This window comes from Streptomyces sp. NPDC056738, assembly GCF_042790435.1.
Classification (GTDB): Bacteria; Actinomycetota; Actinomycetes; order Streptomycetales; family Streptomycetaceae; genus Streptomyces.
In genome coordinates this window covers 1-13922 of sequence record NZ_JBHTZF010000005.1, presented here as the reverse complement: position 1 = coordinate 13922, position 13922 = coordinate 1, and the positions used below count along the sequence as shown (strand labels likewise).

General features: G+C 71.0%; 13 protein-coding genes. 8 read left to right on the top strand and 5 right to left on the bottom strand.

Annotation, left to right across the window (positions count from 1 at the left end; translation table 11 throughout):
- Nucleotides 1-12: 12 nt before the first annotated feature.
- On the bottom strand, nt 13-723 hold the full coding sequence (locus tag ACFRIC_RS14100) for a VanZ family protein (protein ID WP_382784321.1): 711 nt from the start codon (nt 721-723) through the stop codon (nt 13-15).
- Nucleotides 724-1054: 331 nt separating this feature from the next.
- On the opposite strand from ACFRIC_RS14100, the gene ACFRIC_RS14095 reads away from it, so the two are divergent.
- The 3 genes from ACFRIC_RS14095 (at nt 1055) to ACFRIC_RS14085 (ending at nt 4435) form a co-directional block, all read left to right on the top strand.
- Nucleotides 1055-1483: a hypothetical protein gene (locus tag ACFRIC_RS14095; RefSeq protein ID WP_382784319.1), complete on the top strand. Its 429-nt coding sequence runs from the start codon at nt 1055-1057 to the stop codon at nt 1481-1483.
- Nucleotides 1484-1552: 69 nt separating this feature from the next.
- Nucleotides 1553-1966: a S26 family signal peptidase gene (locus ACFRIC_RS14090; protein ID WP_382784316.1), complete on the top strand. Its 414-nt coding sequence runs from the start codon at nt 1553-1555 to the stop codon at nt 1964-1966.
- A gap of 99 nt (nt 1967-2065) precedes the next feature.
- Nucleotides 2066-4435 carry a discoidin domain-containing protein gene (locus tag ACFRIC_RS14085; RefSeq protein ID WP_382784313.1) on the top strand — a complete coding sequence of 790 codons (2370 nt, stop codon included), beginning with the start codon at nt 2066-2068 and terminating at the stop codon, nt 4433-4435.
- A gap of 162 nt (nt 4436-4597) precedes the next feature.
- On the opposite strand, the gene ACFRIC_RS14080 is transcribed toward ACFRIC_RS14085, so the two are convergent.
- On the bottom strand, nt 4598-5617 hold the full coding sequence (locus ACFRIC_RS14080; RefSeq protein WP_382784311.1) for an aldo/keto reductase: 1020 nt from the start codon (nt 5615-5617) through the stop codon (nt 4598-4600).
- Between the two features lie 198 nt (nt 5618-5815).
- On the opposite strand from ACFRIC_RS14080, the gene ACFRIC_RS14075 reads away from it, so the two are divergent.
- Nucleotides 5816-6421, top strand: a complete 606-nt coding sequence (locus ACFRIC_RS14075; protein ID WP_382784308.1) for a TetR/AcrR family transcriptional regulator — start codon at nt 5816-5818, stop codon at nt 6419-6421.
- 8 nt (nt 6422-6429) lie between these two features.
- Here ACFRIC_RS14075 and ACFRIC_RS14070 read toward each other — a convergent pair whose 3' ends face one another.
- On the bottom strand, nt 6430-7188 hold the full coding sequence (locus ACFRIC_RS14070; protein WP_382784305.1) for an ABC transporter permease: 759 nt from the start codon (nt 7186-7188) through the stop codon (nt 6430-6432).
- Entirely contained in the window at nt 7178-8059 is an 882-nt protein-coding gene (locus ACFRIC_RS14065) for an ABC transporter ATP-binding protein (protein ID WP_382784302.1), read from the bottom strand. The genes ACFRIC_RS14070 and ACFRIC_RS14065 overlap by 11 nt, the downstream gene beginning before the upstream one ends.
- Nucleotides 8060-8120: 61 nt before the next feature.
- On the opposite strand from ACFRIC_RS14065, the gene ACFRIC_RS14060 reads away from it, so the two are divergent.
- A complete protein-coding gene (locus ACFRIC_RS14060) occupies nt 8121-8753 on the top strand; it encodes a TetR/AcrR family transcriptional regulator (protein ID WP_382784300.1) in 633 nt (210 codons plus the stop codon).
- A gap of 100 nt (nt 8754-8853) precedes the next feature.
- On the opposite strand, the gene ACFRIC_RS14055 is transcribed toward ACFRIC_RS14060, so the two are convergent.
- The gene (locus tag ACFRIC_RS14055) at nt 8854-10311 is read right to left on the bottom strand and encodes a PucR family transcriptional regulator (protein WP_382785882.1); all 1458 of its coding nucleotides are present in this window, start codon (nt 10309-10311) and stop codon (nt 8854-8856) included.
- 100 nt (nt 10312-10411) lie between these two features.
- Here ACFRIC_RS14055 and ACFRIC_RS14050 point away from each other — a divergent pair, with 100 nt between their 5' ends.
- The 3 genes from ACFRIC_RS14050 (at nt 10412) to ACFRIC_RS14040 (ending at nt 13875) form a co-directional block, all read left to right on the top strand.
- Nucleotides 10412-11947: a purine-cytosine permease family protein gene (locus ACFRIC_RS14050; RefSeq protein ID WP_382784297.1), complete on the top strand. Its 1536-nt coding sequence runs from the start codon at nt 10412-10414 to the stop codon at nt 11945-11947.
- A gap of 72 nt (nt 11948-12019) precedes the next feature.
- Nucleotides 12020-12418 carry a YybH family protein gene (locus tag ACFRIC_RS14045; protein WP_382784295.1) on the top strand — a complete coding sequence of 133 codons (399 nt, stop codon included), beginning with the start codon at nt 12020-12022 and terminating at the stop codon, nt 12416-12418.
- Nucleotides 12419-12435: 17 nt separating this feature from the next.
- On the top strand, nt 12436-13875 hold the full coding sequence (locus tag ACFRIC_RS14040) for a gamma-aminobutyraldehyde dehydrogenase (RefSeq protein WP_382784292.1): 1440 nt from the start codon (nt 12436-12438) through the stop codon (nt 13873-13875).
- Nucleotides 13876-13922: the final 47 nt, after the last annotated feature.

The window sequence follows — 13922 nt, the reverse complement described above, 5'->3', positions numbered from 1 at the left end:
GCGGACCACGGTTCAGCCCACCGGAGCCGGGGCGGGGCGGGACCGGTCCGACGGTGCCCGCTCGGTGGTGCGCCACCATCGGCGCGAGGCCAGTCCGGCCAGCAGGGCGCCGGTGGTGTTGACCAGGACGTCGTCCACGGAGGACACCCGGTCCAGCCACAGGACGTACTGGGCGATCTCGACCAGGACCGAGCAGCCCGCGCCGAGCGCCAGGATCCGCGGCAGGGACGCGAGCGCCGCGAACCGCATCGGGGCGAAGAACCCCAGCGCCGCGAAGACCAGCAGATTGCCGACGATGCCGCCCGCCCCCATGGTGACCAGGTCCCGCAGCGGCGCCAGGCTCACCCGGCGGGGAGCGACGCCGGGCGCGAGGCCCGGCATCATGGTCAGCCACACGAACGGGACCGTGCCGTGGACCATGCCCACCTCGGCCAGCGACCTGCGCCAGGCCCAGGTCGAAGCGAGGCCTGCGGCCTGCCGTCGGCGGGCGAGGGCCCACGTGACGAGCACGGCCGCCGGTATCGCGACCAGCGTCATCAGCACCACACCGTTGAACGTGTCGTAGCAGCCGTGCCAGTGCCCGGCCATGCACCGCGGGGCCGACATCAGGAGCATCCGCCGGATGGCGAACAGACCACTCGCCAGAGCGAGCAGGACGAGCCCGAGAAGCACAAACCTGAGCGTGCGGGGGGACGAGGCCGGCGAGGATGCGTTGTGACTCATGCTGCCAGTGAAGGGGGCCGCCGGTTGCGGGGGCGTATGCAGTTTTCGATACACCCGCGATACATCGAGCCCAGATGCGCGTTCCCGCTTTCCGCCCTTCGCCCTTCGCCCTTCGCCCTTCGCCCTTCGCCCTTCGGAATCGGCTGTTACCGGGGGTCCTACGGTCGGACGCCGGCCTGCCAGAATCGGCGCAGCGTTCGACAGGGGCGGGGTCGTGCACCGCTTCGCCCGCCCACAGGAGCGGCCGGGGCAGACGTCGGCCCACGCGAAGGAGAGTGAGCGGCCGTTGAGGACTCCGCGGATACGGACCCCCAGGGCGAGGAGGCATGTGGTGGCCGCAGCGGTCTTCGCCGTCTGCGTCGCCCTCGGCGGAGGCGTGATGCGGCACGACTGGCGACAGGCCGAGCTGCTCGACGACACCGGGATACGGGTCACGGGTGTCGTCATCCGCGTGGTGGTCCCGACCGGCAAGGGAGAGAAGAGCGACGAGATCGCGTACACCGTGGCGGGTCGGCGCTACACCGTTCGCAAGGTGCCGAACGGCGGCTATCCCCTTCCGCCGAAGGGGACTCGGGTGTGTCTGGAGGCGGCCCGCGAGCAGCCTCGGCTGACCCGGCTGTGCGGTGACCGCTACCCGGACGGCGACGACGGGTTCCCCTCGTTCGTCCTCTTCACCGTGGCCGCCACGATCGGTCTGCTCTTCGTCACCGGGCACTGGCTCACCACACGCCGCGAACTCCGGCGACCCGCGGCCGGCTGACCCGGTTCCGCCCCGGCCCCGGGTCGAAAATCGGTGGGCCGGGCCCGCCGAGGCTGTCACGCTCCTCGCATGGGCGCATTGGACAGTGTGGCAGCCAGAGTTGCCAGTGGGCAGACCGTGGAGTTCCGGCCGAGCGGCACCTCGATGGTCCCGTTGATCCGCAGCCGTCAGCTCGTGACCGTCGCTCCCGTCGACGCCTCGAAGCTGACGGTCGGTGACATCGTCCTCGCCCGGGTCGCCGGCACCGTGTACCTGCATCTGGTGTCGTCGCTCGAACCCGCGCGGAGGCGGGTGCAGATCAGCAACAACCGGGGGCACGTCAACGGCTGGACCGGGCACGACCGTGTCTTCGGTATCTGTGTCGCGGTCGACGGGACACCCCGGGCGGGTGCCGCGGCCAAGGTACTCACAGCCGGGCCGAAGGGCGGGCAGACGGCCGGGACCGACGGTGACGACCGCTCCAAAGACGCGTCCGTCGAATAATTGCGAGAGTCTGTATCAATCTTGCGCAGCTTCATGGACTTCTCTTGCCTCCACTCCTAGCCTTCTTGCGTCCGCTCACCCCACGAGCCCTGAGGACGCATGCCTGTGACTCCCTCTCCCCTAGGCAGATTCACGCGCCGCGGCACGGCGTTGTCGCTGTCGCTGGCGCTCGCCGCGGCCGGCACCGTCGTCGCGGTCGCGGTGGCCCCCCACGCCGTCGCCGCCGGTGTACCCGCCCCTTCCCCCGTCGGGATCTCCGGCCGGGGCGCGGCCGTCCCCTTCAAGGAACAGGAGGCCGAGTACGCCGCCACGAACGGCACCCTCATCGGCCCGGACCGGCTCTACGGCCATCTCCCCTCCGAGGCGTCCGGCCGCCAGGCCGTGACGCTGGACGCGGCGGGCGAGTACGTCGAGTTCACGCTGACCGCCCCGGCCGACGCGATGTCGTTCCGCTACTCGCTGCCCGACAACGCGGCGGGCACCGGCCGCGACGCCGACCTCGACCTGAAGATCAACGGCACCCAGCTCAAGTCGGTGCCGGTGACCTCCAAGTACGGCTGGTACTACGGCGGTTATCCGTTCAACAACAACCCCGGGGACACCAACCCCCACCACTTCTACGACGAGACCCGCACCCTGCTCGGCTCGACGCTGCCGGCCGGGACCAAGGTGCGCCTCCAGGTGTCGTCCACGAGCGCCTCCCCGTCCTTCACCATCGACCTCGCCGACTTCGAGCAGGTGGGCGCGCCCATCGGCAAGCCGTCCGGAGCCCTCGACGTCGTCGGCGACTTCGGAGCCGACCCGACCGGCGCGGCCGACTCGACGGCCAAGATCCAGGCGGCCGTGGACGCGGGCAAGGCCCAGGGCAAGACCGTCTACATCCCCCAGGGCACCTTCCAGGTGCGCGACCACATCGTCGTCGACCAGGTGACGCTGGCCGGCGCGGGTCCCTGGTACAGCGTCCTCACCGGCCGTGACCCGGTGAACCGGTCGAAGGCCGTGGGCGTGTACGGGAAGTACGCGAACCAGGGCGGCAGCAAGAACGTCACCCTCAAGGACTTCGCGATCATCGGCGACATCCGCGAGCGCGTCGACGACGACCAGGTGAACGCCATCGGCGGCGCGCTGTCCAACTCCACGGTCGACAACGTGTGGATGCAGCACACCAAGTGCGGGGCCTGGATGGACGGCCCGATGGACAACTTCACCATCAAGAACAGCCGCATCCTGGACCAGACCGCGGACGGCGTGAACTTCCACATGGGCGTCACCAACTCCACGGTCACCAACACGTTCGTCCGGAACACGGGTGACGACGGTCTGGCGATGTGGGCGGAGAGCGTCCCGAACGTCAAGAACAAGTTCACCTTCAACACGGTGATCCTGCCGATCCTCGCCAACAACATCGTCACGTACGGCGGCAAGGACATCACCATCTCCGACAACGTGATGGCGGACACCATCACCAACGGCGGTGGCCTGCACGTCGCGAACCGCTATCCCGGCGTCAACTCCGGTCAGGGAACGGCCGTTTCGGGCACCACCACGGCCGCACGCAACACCCTGATCAGAACCGGCAACAACGACTACAACTGGCAGTTCGGGGTCGGCGCGGTCTGGTTCAGCGGCCTCAACGAAGCCCTGGACGCGACGATCAACATCACGGACAGCGAGATCCTCGACAGCTCCTACGCCGCCATCATGAACATCGAGGGCGCGACGAAGGGGCTGCACTTCGAGAACGTACGGATCGACGGGGCGGGCACCTACGCCCTGCAGATCCAGGCGACCGGCACGGCCTCCTTCACCAACGTGACGGCGACCCACATCGCCCAGTCCAACCCGATCCACAACTGCGTCGGTCCCGGCTTCGTGATCACCCGTGGCGCCGGCAACAGCGGCTGGTACGCGGACCCGCCGGCCTGCACCGGCAACTGGCCCGCTCCCCAGTGGACCAACGGCGGCGTACCCGGCGGAGGCACCACGCCCCCGACCGACCCGCCCACCGATCCTCCGACGGACCCGCCGACCGACCCGCCCACGGACCCGACCGTCAACCTCGCCAAGAACCGGCCGGTCACCGAGTCGAGCCACACGGACGTCTATCCCGCCGCCAACGCCGTGGACGGCAACGCGAACAGCTACTGGGAGAGCGCCAACAACGCCTTCCCGCAGTCCGTCACCGTCGACTTGGGTGCCGCCAAGGCGGTCAAGCGCGTCGTCCTCAAGCTGCCGCCGGCTACGGCGTGGGCCACGCGCACCCAGACGCTGAGCATCCAGGGCAGCACGGACGGCACCACGTTCACCACGCTGAAGCCGTCGGCGGGGTACACCTTCGATCCGTCGAGCGGAAACACCGTGACGATCGCGCTGTCGGGCACCCCGACCCGGCATCTGCGGGTGCTCGTCACGGGCAACACCGGCTGGCCCGCAGGGCAGTTGTCCGAGATCGAGGCCTACACCGGCTGATCCACCGCTGATCCGCGGCTGATCCACGGCTGATCACCGCCTGATCATCGACTGATCGGGAACACACGGGCCGGCACCGCCCGTTCGGCCGGCGGACTCCTGGCGGCCCCGCTCCGGAACTCTGACCCGGGCGGGGTCGTCAGGCCCGTTCCACCGGGCCCGTCAGCGGCGGCGCAGTGCCGGGTCGAGCAGGGCGGGCGGGGTGTCGAACTTCTCGTCCGGAGCCAGGTCGGTCCCCGGGGCCACGACGGCGTCGATCGCGTCGAGCACGTCCGCGGAGAGCACGGTGTCCGCGGCGGCGAGCTGGCTGCGCAGGTGCTCCGGTGTCCGGGGGCCGATCAGCGCGCTCGTCACGGCGGGATGCGCGGTGACGAAGCCGAGCGCGAGCTGGATCAGCGTCAGCCCGGCCTCCTCAGCGATGACCGCCAAGCGCTCCACGGCCTCCAGCCGGGCCTGGTTGGAGGGGATGGAGAGGTCGAATCGCTGCGGCAGGAACGCCGAACGGCTGGTGGTGATCTCCCGTCCCCTCCTGACCGCGCCGGACAGCCAGCCCGAGGCCAGCGGGCTCCAGGCCAGGACTCCGAGCCCGTACTCCTCGGCCACGGGCAGGACATGGGCCTCGATGCCCCGCTGCAGGATGGAGTAGCTGGGCTGTTCGGTGACGTAGGGCCTCAGCTGATGCTCGCGGGCGGCCCAGCGGGCCTGCACGATGCGATGGGCGGGGAAGGTCGAGGAACCGAAGTAGCGGATCTTGCCCGCGCGTTGCAGGTCGGTCAGGGCGGACAGCGTCTCCTCGTCGCCGGTGGCCGGGTCCCATCGGTGGATCTGGTAGAGGTCGACGTGGTCGACACCGAGCCTGCGCAGACTGGCGTCCAGCTCGGTGACCAGCCAACGGCGCGAGGAGCCACGGTGGTTGCGCTCCTCCCCCATCGGCATGCCCGCCTTCGTGGCCAGCACGATGTCGTCGCGGCGGCCGGCGATGGCCTTGCCGACCATCTCCTCCGACTCCCCGTCGCCGTACATGTCGGCGGTGTCGATGAGGTTGATCCCGCCCTCCAGGGCGGCGTCGACGATGGCGGTGGCCTCGTCCTGGGTGGTGCGCCCGATCCTGCCGAAATTCATCGCGCCGAGCGCGAGCGAGCCGACCTGCACACCGGTGCGGCCCAAGGTGCGGTACTGCATGTCCTGACTCCTTCGATACGGGTGACGCCTTCGAATACGGGTGAAGCGTGGTGACGGCGCGGCTGGTCGCCCGGCCCCCGTTCTGCCATCATGAACAAACGGAACACCGTCCCGTTTGACGATACGGAACACTGTCCCACTTAGCAAGGCGATACGGAACACCGTTCCGTTTAGACGGACCGCAGGAGGAAGGGCGCGATGAGCGACAGCGAGGACAGCACGGGGCAGGCGGCGACCCGGCCCAGGCGGGCCGACGCCCGGCGCAACCAGGAGACACTGCTGGACGCCGCCGCCGCGATCTTCGCCACGTCGGGCGTGGAGGCCCCCGTGCGCGACATCGCGGCCAGGGCCGGCGTCGGTACGGCCACGATCTACCGCCACTTCCCGACACGGGCCGATCTCATCGTCGCCGTCTACCGGCACCAGGTCGAGGCCTGCGCAGAGGCGGGTCCGGCCCTGCTGGACGACTGCGCGTCCCCGTACACGGCGCTGTCACGGTGGACCGACCTGTTCGTCGACTTCCTCGTCACCAAGCACGGGCTCGCCGCCGTCCTGCAGCCCGACAACACGGCGTTCGACGCGCTGCACAGGTACTTCCTCGACCGGCTGCTCCCCGTGTGCACCCGGCTTCTCGACGCCGCCGCCGAAGCCGGCGAGATCCGCGCGGACCTGACGGCCTATCAACTGATGCGCGGCATCGGCAACCTGTGCATCGGCGCCCACAACGACCCCCGCTACGACGCGCGACGACTGGTCGAGACCCTCGTCGCCGGACTCCGCCTGCCGAAGCCTGCGGAGTCGTGACCGCCCGCCTAGAGCGCCACCAACCGGCCGCTGCGGCCCACCAGTCGGACCGATGCCACGGCGCCGCAGACCAGTGCCACGGCGAGGAGCGTGCCGCAGGACTCCGCCACGGCACAGGTGTCGCCGGACAGGGCGGCCCGCAGGCCGCGGGCGGCCCAGTAGCCGGGTGAGGCGGGAGCCACGTCCGCGACCCACGCCGGCAGCGCGGCGAGCGGGACGAGCGCCCCTCCGAGGCTGCTCAGCAGCATGCCGCCGATGTCGAAGGCGGCGGAGAGCGCGCCCAGACTGCGGACCAGCACGCCGAGCAGGGTGCCGAGTCCCAGGAGCGTGCAGCTCCAACTGAGCAGGACGCCCAGCAGCAGGAACGGATGCGGGACACGCAGACCGAGGAAGCACGCGGCGAAGCCGACGACGAGGAACTGCTGGGCGAGCAGCACCACGAAGGCCGGAGCGGCCTTGCCGACGAGCAGTTCGGCGGGACGCAGGGCGCTTCCGCGCAGGCGGTCCCAGGTCCGCCCGAGCCGTTCGGTGAGGATCGCGCCGCCGCAGATGCTGAGGGCGAGCAGCGAGAAGGTGACCATCGTGCCGACGACCGCTTGTTCCGTTCCGGCCGTGCGGCCCTGCCCGGTCACATAGAGCGGACGCAGCAGCGTGATGAAGACGAGCGGGAGGATCATCCGGCTCAGGACCGGACCGGGTTCGCGTGCCATCAGCAGCACGTTGTGGCGGACCAGCACGGCCAGGCGGGCGGCGGACTCACGCGGCATCGAGGGCCTCCGTCCGCGTCGCGGTCCGCGCGGCTTCCATGAACCGGTAGAGATCGTCCAGTCCGGGGCGGCGGACGTCGACGGACACAGGCGTACGACCGGACGCGAGCAGGGCCGCCAGATCGGCGCCGGGGTCCGTGGTCGGCCGGCGCAGTTCGGGTTCGCCGGGGTCGGCGAAGGTGACCCTGAGCTCGCCCGGCAGGTGGCGGGTGAGCTCTTCCTGTGTGCCGCGCGCGATGATCCGTCCGGACCGCGCCAGGGCCAGCGTGGCGTCGAGGTCGACGAGTTCCGGCAGGTAGTGGGTCGTGTAGACGACGGCCGCGCCCGCTTCGGCCCGAGCCCTGACCGCACTCAGCAGGGCCGAACGGGTCTCCGGATCGGCTCCGGCGGTCGGTTCGTCCAGCAGGAGGAGGGGTGGTGAGCCGACCATGGCGGTGGCCGCCTGGACCCGGCGGCGCTGGCCTCCGGAGAGGGCGGCCACGGGGTGGTCCGCCACGGCCGTCAGGCACAGCTCGTCCAGGACCCGGGCGATCTCCGCCTCCCCGCGCCGTCCACGGAATCCCGCCAGACCGGCGAACAGCCGCACGTTCTCCCGCGCGGTGGCGCCGCCGTACAGGGCCAGTTCCTGCGGGGCCAGGCCGAGCCGGTGCCGCGCGGCCCGGCCGTCCCGCAGCGCGTCGAGCGCCGCGATGGTGACGCGGCCCGCGTCGGGGCGTACGAGCCCGGCGACGATCTCGACGAACGTCGTCTTGCCCGCGCCGTTGTGGCCGATCAGGCCGACGATCTCCCCGGCCGGGACCGTCAGGTCGAACCCGTCGAGCGCGTGGTGTGCGCCGTAGCGCTTCACCAGTCCCTCTGCGATCAGCATCATCCGTCCTTCATGAGGTCTACGCCGTACACGTCTACACCGTATACGTCTACACTGTAGACCCATGAGTGGGAGACGGGAAGAGATCCTGGACGCCGCCGTGGCCATCGCCGACGAGCACGGGGTCGACGCCGTCTCGATGCGCGCCCTGGCCGATCGCGTCGGGGTGACGCCGATGGCGCTGTACCGGCACGTCAAGGACAAGTCGGCGCTGCTGGACGGCATGGTCGGGCGGCTGCTGACCGCGTTGCTGCCGGCGGATCCGGCCGAGCACGTCACCTGGGACGCGCGGCTCCGCGCCCTCGCGCGCGCGGCCCGGAAGGTGACGCAGGAGCACCCGTGGGCCGCGCATCTGCTCTTCTCGCGGCCCGCTGTCACCCCGGACGGCCTGCGGGCGGTGGACATCATCTACACCGCGCTCATCGAGGCCGGGGTCCCCGAGCCCCAGGTGCCCCGGCTGGAGCGCCTGATCAGTACGTTCGTCATCGGCTTCGCCGCGTCCGAGGCCTCGGGCCGCTTCACTCCCGGCGTCGACGACCCGCGCGGCAGCCGGGGCCGCCTCGACGACAGCGAACTCCCCGGCCACAGCACGCTCGGGCCGTGGCTGGATCTGCCCCTCGACCTCACCGCCGAGTTCGAGGCCGATCTCGCCGACATCACCCGCCTGGTCGAGGCGGTCGCCCGACGCGAGGAATGATCCGTAGCCCGGTCACACGAAGCGCGCGCGACCCGGGCACGTAGGGCACCCATGGCCCGGACCCGCAGGCCGGACCGGATGTGGGCCGCGCCGGGCGCGCTCAGTCGGTGAGGCCCAGCGCGCCCGCCGCCTGGATCGCCAGCCAGACCTCCGCCAGAGCCGCCGTCGACGTCAGGTCGCGGCCGGTGAGCGCGCCGAAGCGGCGCAGCCGGTAGGCGAGCGTGTTGGGGTGGATGTGCAGCGCGGCGGCCGCCGACTCGGTACGGCGGTCGCGCTCCATCCAGGTGCGGGCGGAGACCAGCAGTCGCGAGTCATGGCTCTCGTCGTACCGCAGGACTCCGCCGAGCACGTGCTCCACCAGCGCCGTCAGCACCGCGGGATCGTCCGGCAGCCAGCGGCCCGCCCCGTCGTCGCCGTAGTGGACGACGGCGCGGCCGGACTCGACCGCCTTGGACACCGCCCACAGCGCCTCGCGCTGGGCGACCTTCAGCGCGACCCCCGGCAGGAAGGGGCGGCTGGCCCCGGCCGCCACGCCGGACAGCTCGCCGACGGCGGCCGCCAGTTCCGGCGCCCCGAGGACATAGCGGTCCTCGCCCCGCGTGAGCAGCAGATGGGGCCGGTCCTCCAGACAGCGCAGCAGGGCCTCGTCGGTGGTGCGGCGCACGATGAGGAGCACGGTGTCGCCCTCGATGGCGTGCCGGGCGAGCCGGCGGCGGGCCGCCTCCGGGTCGAGGACCTCCTGGAGCAGTTCGGCGAACGTCTCCGCTCCCTCGCGGCGCAGCGTCTCCCGTTCGTTGCGCACCATCGCCAGCCTCAGCGCGGCGACGGTGGCGATGTGCTGGACGACGGCGAGTCCCGCGGGACGGGCGCCCTCTCGCTCGTAGGCGACGAGGAATCCGGCGGGGCCGCCGGGTGCCGGCACCGGGAGGACGAACCCGCCGGGGATCGTCGGCGGGGCGTCGACGGACGTGGGCAGCACGGCCGGGTCCGGCACCGGGACGCCGGGCAGGAGGGGGCGCCCTTGGGGGGTGCAGAGGCAGACGTCGTAGCCCGAGAGGCCTTCGAGCCGGCGCAGGAGTGTCGGGGTGTCGAGGTTCTCCGTGACCAGCCAGCGCAGCGCGCCGAAGACCTGGAGCTGCGCGCCCAGCCGGTGCCGCGCCTCCTCCTGGGCCGAGGCGGCGACCTCCTGGGCGACGGCGATGAAGGGGACGGCGAGCGGCACTTCGAGGACCGGGAAGCCGCGCTCCTCCGCGGCCCGGAAGAAGGCGTCGTGCAGCGGGGGCATGTGGAGCTGCGCCGAGAGCGCGAGTCCGGACGCCCCGGCGTCGTCCAGCCGCTCCAGATAGGCGCGCTGTTCCGCCGCGGTACGGGGGATCGCCAGACCCGCGGTCATGATCAGCTCGGCTCCCAGGAGCCAGGGCGTCGGATCCACGAGCTCGCTGGCGTGGGCCCAGGAGACGGACCGGTCCAGACCGCCGCCCGCCTTCAGCGTGAGCTGGAGGGCCGGGGAGGAGAGCAGGTCCTGGATGGTGAGTTTGTCGCTGGCCACAAATGACATCGTACGCATCTGTGATGGACACCATTGTCGCAGGTCACCGGGGGCCTCACACTGTGGAGGCCACCGTTTGAACGGTGCACTAACGGACATTGGAGGGCCCGTGACGACCTCGGTCACCGAAATCGAGACATATGGCGTCGAGCGAATCCCGGACGAGGACCGCACGGCCCGGCCGATCGACCTGTTCCGGCTGGCCTTCGGCGGCGCCAACACCTTCGCGACCTGCGTGCTGGGCGCCTTCCCGATCCTCTTCGGGCTCTCCTTCTGGCAGGGGCTCGCGGCGACCGTCCTCGGCCTGGTCGCGGGTGCGCTCCTGCTGGCCCCGATGGCGCTCTTCGGCCCCGCCAACGGCACGAACAACGCCGTCTCCTCCTCCGCGCACCTGGGCGTGCACGGCCGGGTCGTCGGCTCGTTCCTCTCGCTGCTGACGGCGATCGCGTTCTTCTCGATCTCGGTGTGGTCCTCGGGCGACGCCCTCGTCGGCGGCGCGCACCGGCTGGTCCACGTCCCCGAGACGGACGTCACCTACGGCATCGCGTACGCGATCTTCGGCGGACTCGTGCTCGTCGTCTGCATCTACGGCTTCCGCTTCATGCTGCTCGTGAACAAGATCGCGGTGCTGGCGGCCTCGGCCCTCTTCGTGCTCGGCGCCTTCGCCTTCGCCGGTGACTTCGACCCCGGATACGCGGGCGCCTTCGCCTCGAGTGCCGACCCGCTGTTCTGGCCCTCGTTCATCGGCGCGGCGCTGATCGTGCTCTCCAACCCGGTCTCCTTCGGCGCGTTCCTCGGTGACTGGTCCCGCTACATCCCCGCGAACACCCCGCGCCGCCGGGTGATGGGCGCCGCGTTCCTCGCCCAGATCGCCACGCTGCTGCCGTTCGTCTTCGGTCTGGCCACGGCGTCGATCATCGCGACGAAGGCCGCGAAGTACGTCGACCCGGCCGCCCCGAACTACGTCGGCGGACTGCTGGCCGTCTCCCCCGGCTGGTACTTCCTGCCGCTCTGCCTGATCGCCCTGATCGGCGGCCTGTCGACCGGCACGACCTCCCTCTACGGAACAGGGCTGGACTTCGCCAGCGTCTTCCCGCGCTTCAACCGGGTCCAGGCCACCTTCTTCATCGGCGTCCTGTCCATCGGTTTCATCTTCCTGGGCCGCTTCGCGCTCAACCTCACGCAGTCCATCTCCACCTTCGCGACGCTGATCATCACCTGCACCGCGCCGTGGATGGTCGTCATGGCGCTCGGCTACGTCACCCGGCGCGGCTGGTACGACGCCGAGGCGCTCCAGGTCTTCAACCGCCGTCAGCGCGGTGGCCGCTACTGGTTCGCGCACGGCTGGAACTGGCGCGGCATGGGCACCTGGATCGTCAGCGCCGTCGTGGCCCTCCTCTTCACCAACCTGCCGGGCCAGTTCGTCGGTCCGCTGGGCAACCTCGCCGACGGCGCGGACATCTCGCTGCCGGTCGGCCTCGGTCTGGCGGTCGTGCTCTACCTCGCCGCACTCACCCTCTTCCCCGAGCCGCGCGCCGTGTACGGGCCCGAAGGCCCCCGCTTCGTCGGCTCGACCGACGCCGAGATCACGCCGATCACCGGTGGCGCCGAGGAGAAGCCGGCCGAGCCCGCCGCGGCCGTCTGACCCACCACAGCCACCCATCACAGACTGGGCGCCCGGCCCTGACCGCCGGGCGCCCCTGATCAGGAGCCGAGCATGAGCACCACCGTGCAGGAGATCCGGGCCGCCGCGGACGCGCTCGTCGCCGCCTTCGCCGAGGGCCGCCTCGACGACTACTTCGGGGCCTTCGCGCCGGACGCGACGTTCGTCTTCCACACCACGCCGCAGCGTCTGAACTCCACGGCCGAGTACCGCGCCCTGTGGCGGCAGTGGGTGGAGCAGGACGGTTTCCGCGTCCTCGGCTGCACCTCGTCCGCGCAGTCGATCCAGCCCTTCGGCGACACCGCCGTCTTCAGCCACGACGTGGAGACCCAGGTCGCCACCCACACCGGCGAGGAGACGGTGCTCGAGCGGGAGACCATCGTCTTCGCCCGCTCCGAGGACGGCGCCTGGCTCGCCGTACACGAGCACCTTTCGCCCCGTACCGCCGCCTGACCAGGAGAGACGTTTCCATGAGCAGCACGTTCCGCAACTACATCGACGGCGCGTTCGCGGATGCCGTCGACGGCCGGACGCTCGACGTGGTGGACCCCACCACGGGTGACGTCTACGCGACCTCCCCGCTCTCGGGGACGGCCGACGTCGACGCGGCGATGGCGGCCGCGGCCGCCGCGTTCCCGGTCTGGCGCGACGCGACGCCGTCCGTACGGCAGCGCGCGCTGCTGAAGATCGCGGACGCGATGGAGGCACGCGCCGACGAACTGGTCGCCGCGGAGAGCCGCGACACCGGCAAGCCGCTGCACCTCACCCTCAGCGAGGAACTCGGCCCCGCGATCGACCAGGTCCGCTTCTTCGCGGGCGCGGCCCGGATGCTGGAGGGCCGCTCGGCCGGCGAGTACATGGAGGGCATGACCTCGATCATCCGCCGTGAGCCGGTCGGCGTGTGCGCCCAGGTGGCGCCGTGGAACTACCCGCTGCTGATGGCGGTGTGGAAGTTCGCCCCGGCGCTCGCGGCGGGCAACGCGGTGGTCCTCAAGCCCTCGGACACCACCCCCGCCTCCACGGTGCTGATCGCGGAGATCATCGGCGGTGTCCTGGAGGAGCTCGGTCTGCCCAAGGGGATCTTCAACGTCGTCTGCGGCGACCGCGAGACCGGCCGGCTGATGGTGGAGCACCCGACCCCGGCGATGGCCTCCATCACGGGCTCGGTTCGCGCCGGCATCCAGGTCGCCCAGAGCGCGGCCAAGGACGTCAAGCGGGTCCACCTGGAGCTGGGCGGCAAGGCTCCGGCCGTGGTCTTCGAGGACGCCGACCTGACGAAGGCGGTCGAGGACCTGGTGGTCGGCGGCTTCTTCAACGCCGGTCAGGACTGCACGGCCGCGACCCGTGTCCTGGTCCACGAGTCGGTCCACGACGCGTTCGTCTCCGCGCTCGCCGAGGCCGCGGCCGCGACGAAGACCGGTGAGCCGGACGACGAGGACGTGCTGTACGGGCCGCTCAACAACGCGGGCCAGCTCGCCCAGGTCAGCGGCTTCATCGAGCGTCTGCCCGAGCACGCGCGCGTCGAGGCGGGCGGCCACCGCGTCGGGGACAAGGGCTACTTCTACGCCCCGACCGTCGTCTCCGGCCTGAAGCAGGACGACGAGATCATCCAGAACGAGGTCTTCGGCCCGGTCATGACCGTCCAGTCGTTCACGGACGAGGACCAGGCCGTCGCGTACGCCAACGGCGTCGACTACGCGCTGGCCTCCTCGGTGTGGACCAAGGACCACGCGCGGGCGATGCGGATGTCGAAGCGGCTCGACTTCGGCTGTGTGTGGATCAACAGCCACATGGCGCTCGTCGCCGAGATGCCGCACGGCGGGTTCAAGCAGTCCGGCTACGGCAAGGACCTGTCCGCGTACGGCTTCGAGGACTACACCCGGATCAAGCACGTCATGACGTCGCTCTGATCGGTGGCTCCACGGCGGAGGGGTGGACCCGGCGTGATGCCGGGTCC